Consider the following 17,622-nt stretch of genomic DNA (forward strand, 5'->3'; position numbering starts at 1 on the left):
TCACTCCTTATCGATTAGCGAAGCCCGAGGTTGCGGGCGATGACCTTCTGGTCGGACTTGGCCACTTCGGTCTCGTGGCGGAAATTGCGCTTGCGCTTCTGGCTCTTCTTCGTCATGATGTGGCTCTTGAACGCCTTGGAGCGCATGATCTTGCCGGAACCGGTGACGCGGAAACGCTTCGCGGTGCCGCGATGGGTCTTCATCTTAGGCATTACTCGTCCTTCCCTTCAGCTTCCTTCTTCTCGTTTTCCTTTTTCTTCTTCGCCGCCACCACCGAAGGCAGGGGAGCGATGAGCATGTGCATGTTGCGGCCTTCCATCTTGGGCTGGTTCTCGATGACCGCTTCGTCTTTCAGGTCGTCGGCCAAGCGCTCGAGGATGGTCAGACCCAGTTCCGGGTGCGCCATCTCGCGGCCGCGGAACATGATGGTGATCTTCACCTTGTTGCCGTCGTCGAGGAAGCGCATGACGTGCTTCTTCTTCGTCGTGTAGTCGCCCACGTCGATCTTCGGCCGGAACTTCATTTCCTTCGTCTCGACCTTGCTCTGGTTCTTGCGGGCCTGCTTGGCCTTGATGGCCTGGTCGTACTTGAACTTGCCGTAGTCCATGATGCGGCATACGGGCGGTTCTGCGTTCGGCGCGATCTCCACGAGATCGAGTCCTTGGTTGTCGGCGACCCGCTGGGCCTCCGACGTCACGTAAATGCCCATCTGCTCGCCGTCGAAGCCGATCAAACGGCATTCGCGGACGGTAATTTCTTCGTTGAGCCGAGGCTCTTGAGCAGCTATCGCGCTCACCTCCCAATCTTTAAGCGTTTGTCGCGCTTCAATGAAAAACCCGCCGCCTTGGCAGGCGACGGGTTCGCATTCAGATGACCGGGCCGCATGCGGCCCCGTATTCGAGCGACCCATCAGCAGCCGAAGCGCCGAATCAGGTGGAGGGTCTCCCCTCGCTTGAGTAAACAACTTGCTTATTCTAACACAGCCGATTTCCAATGCAATTGTTTTCGCACCTTTTCTGAAACCTTTTTTGCACGCCCTCTTCCTTCCCCGACACGGGGAGCACGCCGCGCTCCAGGCGCCCCACGGGAGAAACCCGCCGCTTCCCTCTTCGAGAACAACGGTGCCCGCGCGGTTTGCTATACTCGCGTCATCAGATGCCCGCATGCTTCGGCCTTGGCCCGGAGCCCGCCATTGACGACGGAAGGACACCATGAAACGCCTGCCCCGCCTGCTCATGCTCGCCGGCGCCTGGATCGCCTGCATCCTGGGGTGCGTGGGCGTGTTCGTGCCGGTGCTTCCCACCACCCCGCTGTTGCTGCTGGCCACGTTCCTGTTCGCCAAATCCTCGCCGCGCTGCCATGCATGGATCGTCTCCACGAAGGTGTACCGCACCTACGTGGCCGCGTTCAAGGAGGCGGGGGGCATCCCCGCCGCGACGAAGGTGCGCATCCTCACCGTGTCGTTCGTGCTTATGGGAGCGAGCGCGCTTATTGTCCAGAAGCCCGTCGTCTGGATCGTCCTGGGCTGCGTGGCCGTGTTCCTGATCTACCTCATGTGCGTGCGCATACCCACCATCTCGCTGGAAAACGCACGTACGGCACGAGATGCTAAAGAAGCGGATTAGCCCCTCGTGCGGGGCGCACGGAAAACGCGCACCCCGCACGACCCCTAGTTCTTGTCTTCGTACAGCTCGATCACGGCGCCGTCCTTCTCGACGAAGGCCAGGCGCACGCCGGGGCCCGCATCCATGGGGCCGCAGATGATGCGGTCGGCGTCGTCGGCGTAGGCGTCGAGGTCGTCCACCGCGTAGGCCACGTGCCAGCGGCGATGCAGCTCTTCAGGGAAAGGCGTGCCCTCTTCGAACTTGAGGTACTCCACCTTGTAGTCGTAGTCGTCGACGTTCGACACCCAGAACTTCATGGCCTCGTTGTAGGCCATGTTCGGCTTCTTCTCCGTTATGGGGATGCCGATGTGCATATAGGTTGCGGTCATGATGCGCTCCTCTCGATTTCCCGGACGATGCCTGCTGGCGCCGCACGGGATCCTTCGACTTCGGCGGCTCGCGCCGCCTTCGCTCAGGATGACATCCTGAACATGTCCATGGCGGCTTCGGCGTCGGCCTGCATGGCTTCGGTGGCGGCGTTTGCCAGGGCATGGAAGTACTTCGGATGCTTCTCGGCGATGAGCGCCTCGACGGCGCGCACGCCCGCGTTGCTCATGTAGCTGAAGTAGTTGATCTTGCGGATGCCGGCGCGGATGGCCGCGCGCGTGTCCTCGCACGACAGCCCGCTGCCGCCGTGCATGACGAGCGGCACGCCGCAGCGGATGCGAAGTTCCTCGATGAGCTTGAAGTCGAGCTTCGGAGCGGCCTTGTAGAAGCCGTGCACCGTGCCCACGGATGCCGCGAGCGCGTCGATACCCGTGTCGGCCACGAAGCGCGCGGCTTCGTCGGGGTCGGTGTACACGTTCTCCCGGTCGTCGTCGGCAAGCTCGAGTCCCTCGTGTCCCGTCGTGAAGCCGATCTCAGCCTCGACATCGGCTCCGTACTCGTGAGCCAGCTCCACGGCACCCAACGTCAGCGCCACGTTCTCCTCGTAGGGCAGCTGCGAGCCGTCGATCATGACGGCCGAGAACCCCAGATCGAGCGCCCGACGCACGTAGTCGATGTCTTCGCCGTGGTCGAGCATGACGCACACCGGAACACGCGACGCCTCGGCGCGCGCCACCATGATGGGGCCGATCACGTCGATGGACGTCTCATCCTCGTGCAGCTGGGCGTGCTGGATGATGACGGGCTCGTCGCGATCCTCGGCCGCGCCGATGGCCGCCAGCAGCAGCTCGAGGTTCGGCGTGTCGAAGGCGGCCGCCGCGCAGCCTTGCTCTTCCGCCCAAGCGAGGACGGATCTCAGGGAAACCAGCAAAAGGGGCTCCTTTCGGATCGAGGGGAGGGGGCCTCCCTGTCGCGCGGCGGCGAAACCGCGGTCGCCCACGCCGCGCGAGGGAGGGCGGGCTACTTCTTCAGATACGGCGTGTTGCAGGGGGCGTTCCACAGGCGCAGCAGCTCGTCGTCCATGCGCGCCATGAACATCTGGAACCCGGCCTGCTCCTGCACGGTCAGCATCTCGCCCACGAAGTTCGCGACCACTTCGATATCCTGCTTCGCCAGCTCCTTGACCGCGGCGCGGTACACGATGAGCTGCTCCATGAGCGTGGTGGCGCCCGAGCCGTTAACGATGAGCATGACCTTCTCGCCCGGCTCGATGCCGATGTCCCGCACCAGCGCGTTCACCATGATCGCAGCGGTTTCGTCGGCGGACTTCATGGGCTGGCGGCCGCCGCCCTCCTCGCCGTGCTGCCCCATGCCGATCTCCATCTCGTCGTCGCCGAGCTCGGCCAGCAGCGTGCCCGTCTGCGGGTGCGTGGCGCCGCGCACGGCCACGGCCAGCGTGGCCATGTTGTCGGCGAAGCGCTGCGCGACGGCGGCAACCTCCTCCAGGCTCCCGCCCTCGGCGGCTGCGGCGCCGGCGATCTTGTACGTGGGAATGCAGCCCACCAGCCCGCGACGGTCGTCGGCGTTCTCGCGCGTGGCGTTCGACACGTCCTCCTGCGTGACCACGCGCGCCACGTTCAGACCCTGCTTCTTGCACTGCTTCATGGTCATGTTGCCCGTGAGCATGTCGCCGGCGTGGTTGAGCACGATGTAGAGCACGCCCTTGCCCTTGTCGGCCAGCTTGATGGCGTCGACGCAGGCCTGCGGGCCGGGCGCGGCGAAGATGTCGCCCACCACGTCGATGTCAACCATGCCCTCGCCCACGAAGCCCTCGATGGCCGGCTCGTGGCCGGCGCCGCCCTGCGTCACGATGGTCACGCGGTCCGCCTCGGCCAGCTTTTTGTTGACGACCATGTTGTCCTCGCCCAGCTCGAGGATGTCGGGGTTGGCCATGGCCAGGCCCTCCAGCAGCTCGGCAGTGAGGTTCTCGGGGTCGTTGATGAACTTCTTCATCTGCACGGTGCGCTCCTTCTGGTCGGATGACAGCCGGAATAGAAAGGCCCGCCGCGCTCGCGGCAGGGCCGGTACCCTAGCGTTGCGCGGCGCCTTCCGCAAGCCCGCGGAAGAACAGCGAGGTGGACACGGCCCCCGCGTCGGGCGTGCCGATGGTGGCGTCGCCGTAGCTGCGGGCGCGGCCGAACTTCGAGGCGAAGCCCTCGGAGGCGCGCGCGCCGTTCTCGGCCGCCTCGGCCGCCGCCGCGAACACGGCCTCGGCGCCGCCCGGCGACGTCTCGACGGCCTGTGCGGCGGCTACGGCGGGGACGAGCGCGTCCATCATGGTCTTGTCGCCCACCCGCGCGTTCGTGATGTCTTGCATCTCGGCCAGACAGCCGGCGAGCATGCGCCGCGCCGTATCGGCGGAAAGCTCGTTCTCGTCATCGCCCAGCTCGACGCCCAAACCGCCTATCATCGTGCCGTAGAGCGGACCGGCGGAGCCTCCGCGCACGGCCATGGCGGCCGTGCCCAGGTCGTCAAGGAAGTCTTTGATGGACGCATCGTTCCATGCGGCCACGTGGTCTTGCACGAGCTTGGCGATTTTGGTGATGGTGACGCCGTGGTCCCCGTCGCCGAACTTGGAATCGATGTCGCTCAAAACGTCGGCGTTGTCCAGCATGAGCCGAGCGCTGGCCGAGAGCATGCGCCCGAACGTTTCGCGGTCGATCATGGGAGCCCCTTTCCCGTCGGTAATCGCTTGCGCCCAACTCTACCCGCATCGTCCGGCTTGGTCAATGACGGAGCGGAAGGCTGCGGCAAAAGACCGCCAGGGGCGCAGGTGAGACGCCTGTCCTCTTCGCGTTCCCGCGACAGGCACGCGAAGAAAGGCTCTCTTTCCCGCGGTGTTTGCGCTATCATGGGCAACGTGACGCCGCAGGCTCAGGGAAAGCCCGGGCGCCGTGGACAGGACAGGGGATATCCATGGGGAACGAATTCGCTCTCAGCGCGCGAGACGCGTGCGCCTACCTCGAACGCATCGGGCTTGGTCGGCCCGAGCAGCCCACGCGGGAAGCGCTCGACGACCTCGTCTACGCGCATCAATGCTCCATTCCGTTCGAGACCATCGACATGTACCGTTGCGCCGAACCGCCCGACCTCGCACTCGACCGCGTGTTCGACAAGCTGATCACCCAGCACCGCGGAGGCTACTGCTTCGAGCTGAACGCCCTGTTCGAAGCGCTGCTCGCCAGCTTGGGCTACGAGGTTCGCCCGTGTCTGTGCCGCGCCGTGTGCGGTGCCAAGGTGAAGGACCCCATCAACCACCGCGCCGTGCTCGTGAACTTGGACGGCGAAGAGGTGCTCGCGGACGTGGGCTTCGGAGGGCCGCTGCCCTCGGCCTCGCTCTCGCTGGTCGACGGGCAGGAGCAGATCATCCGCGGCGAGTCGTTCACCGCGCGCCGCATCGACGATTACTGGTGGGCCGTCGACCGTGTGACCGGGGCGAAGAAGGACCTCTACGGCATCGAGGGGCCGTCCCGCACGCAGACCGAGCTGGAACTGTGCCTGGCCGCCGTGACCGACAAGGACTTCGCCGCGCTCAACCTGGCCTGTTCGCAGCCGGGCATGGAGTTCTACGAGCACCGCATCGCCAACCTGCGCACCAAAACGGGCTACTACGGCATCTGGGACGACACGCTCACCGTGCGCGAGAGGGGCGAGAAGGTCCGCACCGCGCTCGCCGACGAGGCGGCCTTCGCCGACGCCTGCGAGCGGTACTTCGGCTTCCGTCCGCACGGCGCGTAGCGCGCTCGCCCGTCCGCTTCCGCCCGCAGGCGCAAAAGCGGACGGCAGGTTGGCGCAACGGAACGGCGGGGCCGGCCGCAGCGTCGGCAGGTTCCGGCGGCCGGCAGGCTGCCGGAACCCTAAGCGTTGATGTACACGTAGATGATGCGGACGGTGTCGGCCAGGTTGCCCGACATGTTGGCCGTGGTGTAGTTGTAGGACAGCACGGCCGACCATTCGTGGGCGGCGCCGTTCAGATCCACCGTGCCGGAGAACGAGCAGTTCTCCTTCACAAGCGTCGTGCCGTCGGTGTCGTACGTGGAGTACACGGTCTTGTCCTCGGGCAGCGTCGCCGCCCCTTCGGCCACGGGGATGCCGGCCTCCTGCAGCGTCTTCTCCACCACGTGCTCGTTCTTCACCGCGTCGGCGAAGCTGAGCGATCCGTAGCCGAGCGCGGCCGTGGAAGCGGAGTAGCCCGCCTGCACGACCTTGCCCTCCTCGTTCAATCCCAGGTACACCGTGGGAGTGCCCGTGCGCGTGTCGGCCGGCTCGTCGGTGAGCGCCACCGTCACGTTCTTCTTGACGGGGTTGCCCTCCTCGTTCACGTCCTTCGAGCTGGTCACCTCGGCGCCGTGTTTGAGTGCCGCCACGGCCTCGTCCTGGGTGAGGCCGAGCACGGAGGCCAGATCGGGGGCCTCGGTCTTTTTCGCCGTCTCGGTGGAGGCGTCCTTCGTCTCCTCCTGCTGGATGGCGGTGACCTCCTGCGCGTCCTGCTGCTGCTGCGTTTGCTGCGTCGCCAGCGTCTGGCTCTCGTCGATCAGGCGGAACGTGAAGTAGCCCAGCGCGGCCAGCAGGACCGCCAACAGCACCACCACCACGATGAGCACGCGCCGCATGCGGCGCGATTTGCGCATATGAGGGGGCACGTCCGGCTTGTCCTTCTTGCCGTGGCGGCCCACCGGCTGCTCGGGCTCCAAGGGCAGCTCGTCCTCGGCGAGCAGAAGCGGGGGCACCTCGCGCGGCTCCAAGCTGTCGAAGGCGTCGGGGTACTCGTCGTCGGTGTCGCCTTTGTAGCTGAAGCCGCCGGCGTGCGCCGGGCCTTCGGAGGAGCCGCCCACCGGGGCGAACGCCTGCGTCAAGCCGATGGCGTTGTCGCGGCCTTCCGCAGGGGCGTCGGGCTCGTCGACGACGGGATCGACGCTCACCGGCGAGAACGCCTCCGTCAAGCCGATGCGGTCGTCGCGCTCGTCGTCCGGAACGGGAGCGTCGGAAGCCGACACGCGATCGGCGGGATTCGATGAGGTGCCATGGGGTTCGTTTGCAGCGTGTTTGGGCATCGATTAACCTTCCTACCAGAAAAAGGTGCGCTCGTTAGCGCATGAAGAAGAAGTAGTACACGGCGAACCCGACTATGAGCAGCAGGGCCACCGCCAGAACGGCCTTCTGGGCTGCGGGCATAGGCGCGCTCGCCAGATCTTCGAGCTGTTGCTCGCGATACGAGCCCTCGCGCTCGGGGCGCGCGTCGTCCTGCCCGCCCGCATCCGGCGCGTCTCCCGCCGCGGCGTCCTCGGCGGGAAGGGGTTCGTCCGGCTCGGCGATCGGGACCTCCGGCTCGTCGACGGCCGTGACGGGCTCGGGCACGGCCCCGCTCGGCTCCGTGCGCGCCCCGGCCTGGATGACGATATCGTCCTCGTCGTCGGCCGAAACGGTGATATGGGAAAACGCCTTCTCGTCAGCCACGGCAACGTCCTTTCGTGTCCTGCCGATTATAAGGTACGGTCTATCCGCGCAAGCCCTTGTCCAAATAATATCCATCGGGCGAGAAGCGCTTGCGGTACGTGAGGTAGCTTGCCATGACGATGGCGACGGTGTTGGCCGCGGACAGCATGAGCATGACCACGATCTGGTACTTCGCGGCCGCCACGGGGTCGGCGCCCGCCAACAGCTGGCCGGTCATCATGCCGGGAAACGTCACGATGCCCGCAGCCGACATGTTCGCCAGCACCGGCGTCATGCCCGCCCCGATGGCGGCCTTGAGCGACGGCGCGGCCGCCTCTCCGGGAGAGGCCCCCAGGGCCACGAGCGAGAACATCTCGTTTGCGCGCGCGTCCATGTCGGAGAAGAGCCGGTCGATGGCCACGGCCACGGACGACATTGCGTTGCCCATGATCATGCCCACGATGGGCACCACCTGCCGCGCGTTGAACCACGGGTCGGCGTGGATGACGCCCTCCACCACGATGAAGCCGATGGCCGTGGACGACACCAGAAGCGACACGAATACGGAGGGAACGAGCCCCGGGATGCGGTTCTTGACGCGTGACGTGGCGATCTGGGTGGCGGCTATCACCATGCCCGCCAGCACGAGCCCCACGAGCCACCACGTTTGGAACTCGAACAGGTACGTGAGCAAGAAGCCCGCGGCCAGAAGCTGCACGAAGCAGCGCACGGACGACACGGCGATGCGCCTCGTCTGCCCCAGCTCCAGCTTCCACGACACGAGGCCCGCCACCAACATGAGCGCGCTGGCCGCGAACAGCTCCACGTAGCCGATGTCGACCACGCCGCCGCTCACGGTCGCTCCCCTTCCCCAACCGCCGCAGGTCTCTCGGACGCCAGGTCCTGCAGGGCGGCGTAGTCCGCCGGGTCGAACCCCTCCGCGCAGCTCGCGCCGTCCGCGGCGATCGCGGCGTCGGCGTAGGCGAGCCGCCCGTCGCGCAGCTCGAAGGAGCCGGACGCGAAGCCGTCCGCAGCCCGATGGCGGATGCGCAGGCACGTGGTGCGCTCGTCGACGAGCGCCTTCGTCAAACGGCCTATGGCGCAGGCCGACTCGTCGTCGAGGGCGGCGTCCACCTCGTCGAGCAGCATGACCGGGGGTCGCGTGGCGAACGCGCGCAAAAGCGCGACGCGGGCCGCCTGGCCGCCCGACAGCTGCGAGACGTCGCGGCCGAGCTCGACGTCGGCCAGCTCGGCGAGCGCGAGCATGCGGGCAAGGGCCTCGTCGGCGGGCGGGCGCTCCCCCGCGTTCACCTTGAGCGTCCACGGCAGGCGCAGGTTGTCGCGCACCGTACCCGCCACGAGGGACGCCTGCTGCGGCACGAGGCACACCCGGCGCCTCCATTCCGACGGCTTGAACGACGAGGAAGGGACCCCGTCCAGATACAACTCGCCCGACGAGCGCTCCATCATGAGCGCGCACGCGCGCAAAAGCGTCGACTTGCCCGCCCCCGACGGGCCCACGAGATCGTAGACGGAGCCGGCCTCGAGCTCGAGGCCCACGTCGTTCAGAAGCGGCACGGCTTGGCCGTCGCGCGAGTAGGATACCGAGAGATGTTCGACTGAAAACAATGGCATGCGCCTATAGTATCACCGTTCCCCGGCGTCGTCCGAGCGCAGGGCTCGGAGCACGGAAAAGACCCCCGGATCGCCGGAGCCTTGCGGAGCGCGGGGGACGGAAGCCGTCGACGGCTGCGAGTCAGTGCTTCTTGTTCCACCACCACGCGCCGATGAGCAGCGCGCAGAACACGAGGTCGGCGAAAGCGGCGGTGTTGGCGGTGGCAAGCACGAGAACCTTTCCGATAGGGTGTTGTCGATCTGCCGTCAGTATAGCGCCCGTCGCGCCGCAGGGAAAGAGGTCGGCGCGGCCCGTATGCGAGCCGATCGATTTTGTTACCTTTCACCCGCCGTCCCGAGCAAGCCCCGTCCCGGTCGGGGCCCTGTCGAAGCGGCCCTTGCCGGCCGCTTTTGACGACCCGCCCCGTTTGGCGTAGCATCGAGGGACGCGCTAACCGACCGAGAAAAAGGAGCTGCCATGGAAGCGTTTGACATGTTGAGGAACCGTCGGAGCATTCGGAAGTTCAAGTCGGATCAAGTGTCGGAAGACGCCCTCGAACAGGTGCTGGAGGCCGGGCTGTACGCCGCGTCCGGCGCCGGGCGGCAGAGCGCCGTGACGGTGGTCGTGCAAGACCCCGCGACCGTCGCGAAGATCGACGAGTTGAACGCCAAGGTCCTCGACTCCGACCAGGCCGTGCACCCCTATTACGGCGCCCCCACCATCCTCGTCGTCCTCGCGCCGAAAGACGCGCTGACGCCGACGGAGGACGCGGTGCTCATGGCCGGCAACATGCTCAACGCGGCCTACGCCGCAGGTCTGGGCTCGTGCTGGATCCACCGCTCGAAAGAGGTGTTCGAGATGCCCGAGGGCAAGGAGCTTCTGCGCGCCTGGGGCCTGCCCGAGGACATGGCGGGCGTGTCCTCCATCGCCCTGGGCTACGCCGACTGCCCGCAGCCCGAGGCCGCTCCTCGCAAAGAGGGGCGCGTCGTCCGAGCGTAGCGCCCCGTTCCACCTGGACAGCGCCCGGAGGCGGGCCCTCGCCTCCGGGCGCCCGCCGTTTCACGCCGTTGCGGCCTCCTTCCCCCTCTCCTTTCGCAGCCTGCGGCGCTTCCGAGCGCGCCTTTAGTCGGATTTTCGCACCGCAGGCGGACAAAAATCGTTTCAATGCGGTAAATTACCTGCTGCACCTTGCTCTATTGTACTAAAGTATACGGATACGCAACGGTTGCCCCCAAGGCGCGACCGGGCGTAGCGAGCTGAAAGCTCGAAGGAGGGCCCCGTTGGGAAGCGGGGTTTGAGGGAAGGAGACATCCTTTATGGAAAGTAAGAGTTCGTTCAGCAGGCGTCAGTTCATGGAGCTGCTCGGCGTGTCTGCGGCAGGCTTCGGCCTCGTCAGCATGGCGGGCTGCGGCGGCGGTGGCGATGACGCCAAGAATGACGGCGGCTCGGACGGCGCGGCCGGCGGCGGCGCGTCCGACACCATCACGTACAGCCTGACGGCCGACCCGCGCGCGGTCGACCCGGCGTACTTCGACGACGGCGAGTCCGCCGTGGTGTCCTGCAACATGTACGAGGGCCTGTACCAGTACGGCAAGACCGACGCGAAAGTGTCGCCCTGCCTGGCCAAGGAGCTGCCCGAGATCTCGGACGACGGCCTGGTCTACACGATCAAGCTCAACGAGGGCATCAAGTTCCACGACGGCACCGACTTCAACGCCGACGCCGTGAAGCAGTCCATCGAGCGCCAGCTCGAGCCCAACCGCAACTCCGACATGCCCTACGCGTCGTTCGTGTTCGGCGAGAAGGAGCTCGAAAACGGCGTGGACACGGTCGAGGCCGTTGACGATTACACCGTGAAGATCACGATGCGCGCGGCTTCCGCCCCGTTCGTGAAGAACCTCGCCATGGCCCTGGCCTCCCCCATCGTGGCGCCGAGCGCCATCGAGAAGGCCACCGACGGCCAGGCCATCACCGAGCCCGTGGGCACCGGCCCCTACAAGTTCGTCAACTGGACGAAGGGCGCCTCCATCACGCTCGTGGCGAACGAGGACTACTGGGGCGACGCTCCCAAGACGAAGAACCTCATCTTCAAGATCATCACCGAGGGCAACACCCGCATCACGTCGCTCATCAACGGCGAGTGCGACATCATCTCGAGCGTCGACCCCTCCGCGGTCGACCAGATCGTCGACGGCGGCTTCGAGCTGTTCTCCGAAGACGGCATGACCATCAACTACATGGCGTTCAACACCGAGACCGGCAAGTGCACCGACCAGGAGGTCCGCAAGGCGGTGGCCCAGGCCATCAACGTCGAGGAGATGGTGAAGTCCATCTACGGCGACTACGCCACCGTGGCGAACTCGGTCATGCCCCTGTGGATGGCCCCCTACGACAAGGACGTCAAGCAGACGGCCTACGATCCCGAGGCCGCCAAGAAGACGCTGGCCGACAAGGGCATCACGTCGCTGCAGTGCATCACCTACACCACCGCCCGCCCCTACAACCAGAAGGGCGGCAGCGACCTGGCCCGCATGATCCAGGGCTACCTGGCCGAGGTCGGCGTGGACGTGAGCATCACCGAGTACGACTGGACCACCTACAAGACCAAGGTTCAGACCGACCCGTACGACATCTGCTTCTACGGCTGGACGGGCGACAACGGCGACCCGGACAACTTCATGAACCTGCTCGCTGACACGAACTGGTCCATGAACGTGGCCCACTGGCAGGACGACGAGTACAAGGCGCTCATCGCCGAGGGCCTGGCCACGCCGGACGGCGACGAGCGTGACGCCATCTACCTGAAGTGCGAGGAAATGGTTGCCGAGAAGCAGCCGTGGGTGCTCATCTCCCACTCCAAGAACCTGCTGGGCTACAGCCCGAAGGTCAAGGACTTCTACTACCATCCCACGGGAGTCGCGTTCTTCAAGGGCGTCTCGAAGGAAGCGTAACCGCTGTTCCCGGCGTTCGCGAGGACGCCGGGTTTTTCCTTGTGCGGCCCGTGCGTCGTATTCTCGTAGCGCACGGGCCGCACTTGCGCTACACTGTCATCCGGTCGTAACGATCCGATGATCTGCACGTCAAAGACGAGTTGGCGTGCTCGAAGCCGGGGGCCACGGGTCTCCGGCTTCGTTCCTGTATCCGTTCGGATAGCGGTGCAGGGCAGGCAAGAAAGGTGCTCTATGCTCAAATACATCCTCAAACGAATCCTTATGGTGATTCCCGTTTTGCTGGGTGTTACGATCATCATCTTCCTCATCACGCGCGTGTTGGCCCCGGACCCGGCTCCGGTGGTTCTGGGCGAGCACGCAACCCCCGAGGCGATGGCGACGTGGCGCGCGGACAACGGGTTGGACAGCCCCATCTGGATGCAGTACATCAACTTCATCGTGGGCGCCGTGCAGGGCGACCTCGGCTTGTCCTACTACACCCACCAGCCGGTCACGGCCGAGATCGCCGCGCGCTTCCCCGCCACGGCCGAGCTCGCCATCTGCGCCATCATCGTGGCGTCGCTTCTGGGCGTGACGCTGGGCGTGCTGGCGGCGGTGAAGAAGAACAAGCTCGCCGACAACGTGAGCATGCTCATAGCCCTGGTGGGCGTGTCGATGCCCATCTTCTGGTCGGGCATCCTGCTCATCTTGCTGTTCGCCGGCATCCTGCACGTGCTGCCGTCCAGCGGGCGCGTGACGCCCCTGCTCCAACCAACCGGAGGAACCGGGTTCTTCATACTGGACACCATCATGCGGGCCGATTGGACGGCTTTGGGCGACGTGCTCATCCATCTGATCCTGCCCACGCTGGCGCTGTCGTTGTACTCCATGGCCATCATCACGCGCATGACGCGCTCGAGCATGCTCGAGACGCTGAACGCCGACTACATCCGCACGGCGCGCGCCAAGGGCCTGAAGAAGGGCACGGTGAACATCAAGCACGCGCTGCGCAACGCCATGCTGCCCGTGTCGACGGTCATCGGCCTGCAGTTCGGCAGCCTGCTGGGCGGCGCACTGCTCACCGAGACGGTGTTCGCCTGGCCCGGCATCGGCAAGTTCGCCGTGGACTGCGTGCTGAAGAGCGACTTCCCCGTGGTGCAGGGCATCGTGCTTTTGGTGGCCGTCATCTTCGTTATCATGAACCTGGTCGTCGATATCGTGTACGCCTACCTTGACCCCCGCATCAAGTACGGCGCGAAGGAAGAGGGGTGATATCGATGAGCAAGAACGAGAAGCTCGCCACCGAGCCGGCCGCAGGCGCGGCCTTGGCCGTGCAACCGGTCAAGGAGAAGCGCGAGAGCATCTGGAAAGACGTGTTCGCCGGCATCGTGTCGAACAAGGCGTCGCTCATCAGCGGCATATTCATACTGATACTCGTCATCATCGCCTTGGTCACGAAGTTCGTGCCGGGCGTGCTGCCCTACGACCCGTACGCGCAGAACCTGAGCGAGTCGCTGGTCGGGCCTTCGGCCGCGCATTGGTTCGGAACCGACATCCAGGGCCGCGACATCTTCAGCCGCGTGCTCGTGGGCACGCAGATCACGCTCACCGTGGGCCTGGCCGCCGTGGCCATCTCGCTCACCATCGGCGTGCTGCTGGGCTCCATCGCGGGCTACAAGGGAGGCAAGACGGACACGGTCATCATGCGCGTCATGGACATGATGCTGGCCATCCCCTCCATCCTTCTGGCCATCGCCATCATGGCGGCCCTCGGGCCCGGCATCGAGAAGGCGGTCGTGGCCATCGGCCTGGTGTCCATTCCCGAGTACGCGCGCATCGTGCGCTCGGAGATACTGTCCATCAAGGAGAACGACTACGTGGCAGCGGCGCGCGTCGTGGGCGACTCCAACGCCGCCATCATCTTCCGCCACGTGCTGCCGAACGTGCTGCCCTCCATCATCGTGCGCGCCACGCTGGGCATCTCCACCGCCATCCTGGACGCCGCGGCGCTCGGCTTCTTGGGCCTGGGCGTGCAGCCGCCGGCGGCCGAATGGGGCGACATGCTGGGCCGCGGCCGCAACGAGCTGTTCCGCGCTCCGTGGCTCATGATCTTCCCCGGCCTGGCCATCACGCTGACCGTGCTGGCGTTCAACCTGCTGGGCGACGGCATCCGCGACGGCCTCGACCCCAAAGCAAGGAAGAGGTGATCGCATGCTGTTATCGGTGAAGAACCTCTCCACGGAGTTCCCCGTCAAGAAGGGCGTCGTCAAAGCCGTCGAGGACGTGAGCTTCGACGTGGACGAGGGCGAGATCCTGGCCATCGTGGGCGAGTCGGGCTCGGGCAAGTCCGTGACGAGCCTGTCGGTCATGGGCCTTCTGGCCGAGCCGGGCCATGTTGCCGGCGGGTCGATGGAGTTCGAAGGCAAGGACCTGGTGCACCTGTCCGAGCGCGAGTATCGAGCGCTGCGCGGCAACGACATGGCCATGATCTTCCAAGAGCCCATGACGTCGCTCAACCCCGTGTACCGCGTGGGCAAGCAGATCGTGGAGGCCATCCGCACGCACGAGAACGTGTCGAAGAAGGAGGCACGCGAGCGCGCCATCGACATGCTGCGCAAGGTGGGCATCCCCAGCCCCGAGAAGCGCATCGACGACTACCCGCACCAGATGTCGGGCGGCATGCGCCAGCGCGTGATGATAGCCATGGCGCTTTCGTGCAACCCGAAGCTCCTGATAGCCGACGAGCCCACCACGGCGCTCGACGTGACCATCCAGGCGCAGATACTGGACCTGCTGCGCCGCCTGCGCGACGACACCGGCATGGCCGTGCTGCTGATCACGCACGATCTGGGCGTGGTGTCGGAGACGGCCGACCGCGTGGTGGTCATGTACTGCGGCCAGGTGGTGGAGGAAGCCGAGGTGCGCACGCTGTTCGACCACCCCATGCACCCCTACACGCTGGGCCTGCTGAAGTCCATCCCCCGCCTGGAGGACGACGACTCGAAGCGCCTGTACATGATCAAGGGCATGGTGCCGAACCCCCTGGAGATGCCCCCGGGCTGCCATTTCTCGGACCGCTGCGACTCGTGCATGGACATCTGCCACGAGAAGATCCCCGACCTGGTCGACCTGGACGGGCACAAGGTGCGCTGCTTCCTGTACGAGAACGCGGAGGGCGAGGCGAAGAGCGACGCCGCCATCGCCGAAGCCGAAGCGGAGGCCATCGCCGACGTCGAGGCCGCCCGCAACGTGGAAACCGCCGAGGCCCTGCTCGCCGGCGAGGAGTTGCGCGAGGCCGAGGTCGAGGACATTGAGGAGGCGAGCCGATGAGCGAGCACAACGAGCAAGTCGCTGGCGCCGCCCAGCCGCAGGCGGGCGCGGACGGCGCGTCCGCGCCCGAGCAGGATATCCTGCTCGACGTCCAGCACCTCACGAAGCGCTTCGCCGCCGAGACGAACTTCTTCGGCAAGGCGACCTCGCACGTGCAGGCCGTGGACGACGTGAGCTTCCACATCCGTCGCGGCGAGGCGTTCGGCCTCGTGGGCGAGTCGGGTTGCGGCAAGACCACCGTGGGCAAGATGCTGGTGAACCTGCTGCGCCCCACGTCGGGCAAGATCGTCTTCGACGGCCACGACCTCACGGCCATGAAGCCGGGCGAGCGCAAGCAGTACTGCAAGGACATCCAGCTGATCTTCCAGGATCCCTACGCGTCGCTCAACCCGCGCATGCGCATCGGCGACATCATCGCCGAGCCCATCCTCACGAACAACATCCTGCCGAAGGACAAGGTCGAGGATCGTGTGAACGAGCTTCTGGAGTGCGTGGGCCTGGCGAACTACATGCGCAACCGCTACCCCCACGAGTTCTCGGGCGGGCAGCGCCAGCGCGTGGGCATCGCACGCGCCCTGGCCGTGAACCCGAAGCTCATCGTATGCGACGAGCCCGTGAGTGCGCTCGACGTGTCCATCCAGGCGCAGGTGCTGAACCTGCTGGACGACCTTAAAGAGCAGTTCGGCCTCACGTACCTGTTCATCGCCCACGGCCTGAACGTGGTGAAGCACGTGTCCGACCGCGTGGGCGTCATGTACCTGGGCAAGATGATGGAGATCGCCCCGAAGAAGGCGCTGTACGCCGACCCGCTGTCGCCGTACACCCAGGCGCTGCTGTCGGCCATTCCGTCGGTCGACCCCGCCACCAAGAAGGACCGCATCATCCTGGAGGGCGACGTGCCCTCTCCCATCGACCCGCCGCCGGGCTGCCGCTTCGCCGGCCGCTGCTTCGCGAAGGTCGAGGGCTGCGACGAGGTCATGCCGCCGCTCGTCGAGGTGAAGCCGAACCATCAGTGCGCTTGCCATCGGTACGACGAAGGCGGGCCGGGGACGGCGGTCGTGGCGTAGCGCGACTTGCGTTATTCAACCTGCGACGGGAGGCATCCAGGACATGCCCAGTCGCTCAAACAGTCCTGACTCGCACGGAGGCCCCACTGGGGCCTCCGGCTCGTGCGGAACTCGCTTGGTGGGCACGCCCTGGATGCCTCCCTGCTGCAAGAGGGCAGGACGGGTCGACGAGCGGGTCAGGGAGAAGGGGGATCGACCTGCGAGGTTTGGGTTGATGGGGGGCGTTTTAGGACCTGGCGCTCGGCCTCAGCTCGCTCGGAAGCCGGCGGTGCGGAGGTGAGCAGCTAGGAAGTCGAGGAACTTGAGCGACTCGGCGCTGGCGCGGACGCGGGACGGGGTGCCCACGACGATGCGGCGCTGGAAGTCGGGTTCGGCAAGGCGGACGAGGCGCACGCTCGATCGGTCGGGCGTACCCCAGCTGATCTCCGGCCAGAAGCCCACGCCCTGCCCGAGGCCGATCATGCGCTGCACGACCGACGGGTTGTCGCTCTCGAACGCCACGACGGGCTTGAACCCGTGGCGCGCGCACAGGTCGTCGCAGATGCCGCGGAAGCGGCGCGACCCGGCCAGGCACACGAATTCCCAGCCCTCCAGATCGTGCAGCGACAGCTCGGACCCGGCCAGGGGGAAGTTTGAGGGAACGGCTGCGAAGATGTCCTCCACCAAGGACACGGCCGCCTCGCCACCGGCCAACGCTGCGTTGGCCGAAGCCGAAGCCGGAACGGTATCCACCAGCACGTCAGCCTCGAAGCCCCGATCGCCCTGCCCTATCTTGAACAGGGTTCCGGGATGCGCCGCGCGATAGGCCGTGACGGCGTCGATGGCGATGCTCGAGGCGGACATCAGGCTGATGCGGACCGTGCGCGCCCCTTCCTCATCAAGAGAGGCGAGCTCGGCCGCCACGCCGTCGAGGGCGCGCACAAGCGGGGCCACGCGATCCCTGAGCAGGCGCCCGCCCGGGGTGAGCCGTATGTTCCGCCCCACGCGCTCGAACAACGGGGAGCCCAGCTCGTCCTCCAGACGATGCAGCGAGCGCGAGAGCGCCGGTTGCGCGACACGGAGGCGCTGCGCGCTTCTGGTGACGTGCTCGCTTTCGGCAACGTCGAGGAAGTACCTCAACTGCACCAGGTCCATGTCGCACCGTTCCTTTCGCCGTCGAAACGTCGCCGAAAGACGCGTTTTCGACAACCGCC

Annotated in this window: 19 protein-coding genes; 8 read left to right on the forward strand and 11 right to left on the reverse strand. The window is 66.1% G+C overall.

Annotated features, from left to right (window positions below):
* Positions 1–14: 14 nt before the first annotated feature.
* Both rpmI and infC read right to left on the reverse strand, forming a co-directional pair.
* Positions 15–212: a 50S ribosomal protein L35 gene (rpmI, locus tag C1878_RS14095; RefSeq protein WP_114602243.1), complete on the reverse strand. Its 198-nt coding sequence runs from the start codon at positions 210–212 to the stop codon at positions 15–17.
* Complete coding sequence (gene infC, locus C1878_RS14100; protein WP_199519357.1) at positions 212–796, reverse strand: translation initiation factor IF-3; 585 nt, start codon at positions 794–796, stop codon at positions 212–214. The genes rpmI and infC overlap by 1 nt, the downstream gene beginning before the upstream one ends.
* 415 nt (positions 797–1,211) lie before the next feature.
* Between infC and C1878_RS14105 the strand changes: the two genes are divergently transcribed.
* Positions 1,212–1,625: a DUF454 family protein gene (locus C1878_RS14105; RefSeq protein ID WP_114602244.1), complete on the forward strand. Its 414-nt coding sequence runs from the start codon at positions 1,212–1,214 to the stop codon at positions 1,623–1,625.
* A gap of 44 nt (positions 1,626–1,669) precedes the next feature.
* On the opposite strand, the gene C1878_RS14110 is transcribed toward C1878_RS14105, so the two are convergent.
* From C1878_RS14110 to C1878_RS14125, 4 genes are all read right to left on the reverse strand, one after another.
* Positions 1,670–1,993 (reverse strand): hypothetical protein, encoded by a 324-nt coding sequence (locus C1878_RS14110; RefSeq protein WP_114602245.1) that lies wholly within the window; start codon positions 1,991–1,993, stop codon positions 1,670–1,672.
* Positions 1,994–2,076: 83 nt separating this feature from the next.
* Complete coding sequence (locus tag C1878_RS14115) at positions 2,077–2,922, reverse strand: class II fructose-bisphosphate aldolase (protein ID WP_114602246.1); 846 nt, start codon at positions 2,920–2,922, stop codon at positions 2,077–2,079.
* An 89-nt stretch (positions 2,923–3,011) separates the two neighbouring features.
* Positions 3,012–4,010, reverse strand: a complete 999-nt coding sequence (locus C1878_RS14120) for a dihydroxyacetone kinase subunit DhaK (RefSeq protein WP_114602247.1) — start codon at positions 4,008–4,010, stop codon at positions 3,012–3,014.
* A gap of 70 nt (positions 4,011–4,080) precedes the next feature.
* Positions 4,081–4,716, reverse strand: a complete 636-nt coding sequence (locus tag C1878_RS14125; RefSeq protein WP_114602248.1) for a DAK2 domain-containing protein — start codon at positions 4,714–4,716, stop codon at positions 4,081–4,083.
* Between the two features lie 251 nt (positions 4,717–4,967).
* On the opposite strand from C1878_RS14125, the gene C1878_RS14130 reads away from it, so the two are divergent.
* Positions 4,968–5,789 (forward strand): arylamine N-acetyltransferase, encoded by an 822-nt coding sequence (locus C1878_RS14130; protein ID WP_114602249.1) that lies wholly within the window; start codon positions 4,968–4,970, stop codon positions 5,787–5,789.
* Between the two features lie 119 nt (positions 5,790–5,908).
* On the opposite strand, the gene C1878_RS14135 is transcribed toward C1878_RS14130, so the two are convergent.
* The 4 genes from C1878_RS14135 to C1878_RS14150 are packed head-to-tail and all read right to left on the reverse strand — an operon-like array spanning position 5,909 to position 9,116.
* Positions 5,909–7,105: a histone-lysine N-methyltransferase gene (locus C1878_RS14135; protein WP_114602250.1), complete on the reverse strand. Its 1,197-nt coding sequence runs from the start codon at positions 7,103–7,105 to the stop codon at positions 5,909–5,911.
* Between the two features lie 34 nt (positions 7,106–7,139).
* A complete protein-coding gene (locus tag C1878_RS14140) occupies positions 7,140–7,508 on the reverse strand; it encodes an SURF2 Surfeit locus protein 2 (RefSeq protein ID WP_114602251.1) in 369 nt (122 codons plus the stop codon).
* A gap of 40 nt (positions 7,509–7,548) precedes the next feature.
* Positions 7,549–8,343, reverse strand: a complete 795-nt coding sequence (gene fetB, locus C1878_RS14145; protein ID WP_114602252.1) for an iron export ABC transporter permease subunit FetB — start codon at positions 8,341–8,343, stop codon at positions 7,549–7,551.
* Positions 8,340–9,116, reverse strand: a complete 777-nt coding sequence (locus C1878_RS14150) for an ATP-binding cassette domain-containing protein (protein ID WP_158539828.1) — start codon at positions 9,114–9,116, stop codon at positions 8,340–8,342. The genes fetB and C1878_RS14150 overlap by 4 nt, the downstream gene beginning before the upstream one ends.
* A gap of 463 nt (positions 9,117–9,579) precedes the next feature.
* On the opposite strand from C1878_RS14150, the gene C1878_RS14155 reads away from it, so the two are divergent.
* From C1878_RS14155 to C1878_RS14180, 6 genes are all read left to right on the forward strand, one after another.
* Entirely contained in the window at positions 9,580–10,101 is a 522-nt protein-coding gene (locus tag C1878_RS14155) for a nitroreductase (protein WP_114602254.1), read from the forward strand.
* Between the two features lie 317 nt (positions 10,102–10,418).
* Complete coding sequence (locus tag C1878_RS14160) at positions 10,419–12,053, forward strand: ABC transporter substrate-binding protein (RefSeq protein ID WP_114602255.1); 1,635 nt, start codon at positions 10,419–10,421, stop codon at positions 12,051–12,053.
* Between the two features lie 231 nt (positions 12,054–12,284).
* Entirely contained in the window at positions 12,285–13,304 is a 1,020-nt protein-coding gene (locus tag C1878_RS14165; RefSeq protein ID WP_114602256.1) for an ABC transporter permease, read from the forward strand.
* 5 nt (positions 13,305–13,309) lie between these two features.
* A complete protein-coding gene (gene nikC / locus C1878_RS14170; RefSeq protein WP_199519358.1) occupies positions 13,310–14,239 on the forward strand; it encodes a nickel transporter permease in 930 nt (309 codons plus the stop codon).
* A gap of 4 nt (positions 14,240–14,243) precedes the next feature.
* Complete coding sequence (locus tag C1878_RS14175) at positions 14,244–15,362, forward strand: ABC transporter ATP-binding protein (RefSeq protein WP_114602258.1); 1,119 nt, start codon at positions 14,244–14,246, stop codon at positions 15,360–15,362.
* The gene (locus C1878_RS14180; RefSeq protein WP_199519359.1) at positions 15,359–16,429 is read left to right on the forward strand and encodes an ABC transporter ATP-binding protein; all 1,071 of its coding nucleotides are present in this window, start codon (positions 15,359–15,361) and stop codon (positions 16,427–16,429) included. Before C1878_RS14175 ends, C1878_RS14180 begins: the two co-directional genes overlap by 4 nt.
* Before the next feature lie 246 nt (positions 16,430–16,675).
* Here the strand turns inward: C1878_RS14180 and C1878_RS14185 are convergent, their stop codons facing one another.
* The gene (locus C1878_RS14185) at positions 16,676–17,563 is read right to left on the reverse strand and encodes a LysR family transcriptional regulator (protein WP_158539829.1); all 888 of its coding nucleotides are present in this window, start codon (positions 17,561–17,563) and stop codon (positions 16,676–16,678) included.
* Positions 17,564–17,622: the final 59 nt, after the last annotated feature.

It is taken from the genome of Gordonibacter sp. 28C, from assembly GCF_003339845.1.
In the GTDB taxonomy this organism is placed as follows: Bacteria; Actinomycetota; Coriobacteriia; order Coriobacteriales; family Eggerthellaceae; genus Gordonibacter.

Excerpts from the sequence above, each read along its gene's own strand:
- C1878_RS14180 (WP_199519359.1), top strand. The coding sequence starts at position 15,359 with ATGAGCGAGCACAACGAGCAAGTCGCTGGCGCCGCCCAGCCGCAGGCG.
- C1878_RS14110 (WP_114602245.1), bottom strand. The coding sequence starts at position 1,993 with ATGACCGCAACCTATATGCACATCGGCATCCCCATAACGGAGAAGAAG.
- C1878_RS14155 (WP_114602254.1), top strand. The coding sequence starts at position 9,580 with ATGGAAGCGTTTGACATGTTGAGGAACCGTCGGAGCATTCGGAAGTTC.
- rpmI (WP_114602243.1), bottom strand. The coding sequence starts at position 212 with ATGCCTAAGATGAAGACCCATCGCGGCACCGCGAAGCGTTTCCGCGTC.
- C1878_RS14105 (WP_114602244.1), top strand. The coding sequence starts at position 1,212 with ATGAAACGCCTGCCCCGCCTGCTCATGCTCGCCGGCGCCTGGATCGCC.
- nikC (WP_199519358.1), top strand. The coding sequence starts at position 13,310 with ATGAGCAAGAACGAGAAGCTCGCCACCGAGCCGGCCGCAGGCGCGGCC.
- C1878_RS14165 (WP_114602256.1), top strand. The coding sequence starts at position 12,285 with ATGCTCAAATACATCCTCAAACGAATCCTTATGGTGATTCCCGTTTTG.
- C1878_RS14135 (WP_114602250.1), bottom strand. The coding sequence starts at position 7,105 with ATGCCCAAACACGCTGCAAACGAACCCCATGGCACCTCATCGAATCCC.
- C1878_RS14185 (WP_158539829.1), bottom strand. The coding sequence starts at position 17,563 with ATGGACCTGGTGCAGTTGAGGTACTTCCTCGACGTTGCCGAAAGCGAG.
- C1878_RS14130 (WP_114602249.1), top strand. The coding sequence starts at position 4,968 with ATGGGGAACGAATTCGCTCTCAGCGCGCGAGACGCGTGCGCCTACCTC.
- C1878_RS14175 (WP_114602258.1), top strand. The coding sequence starts at position 14,244 with ATGCTGTTATCGGTGAAGAACCTCTCCACGGAGTTCCCCGTCAAGAAG.
- C1878_RS14160 (WP_114602255.1), top strand. The coding sequence starts at position 10,419 with ATGGAAAGTAAGAGTTCGTTCAGCAGGCGTCAGTTCATGGAGCTGCTC.
- C1878_RS14125 (WP_114602248.1), bottom strand. The coding sequence starts at position 4,716 with ATGATCGACCGCGAAACGTTCGGGCGCATGCTCTCGGCCAGCGCTCGG.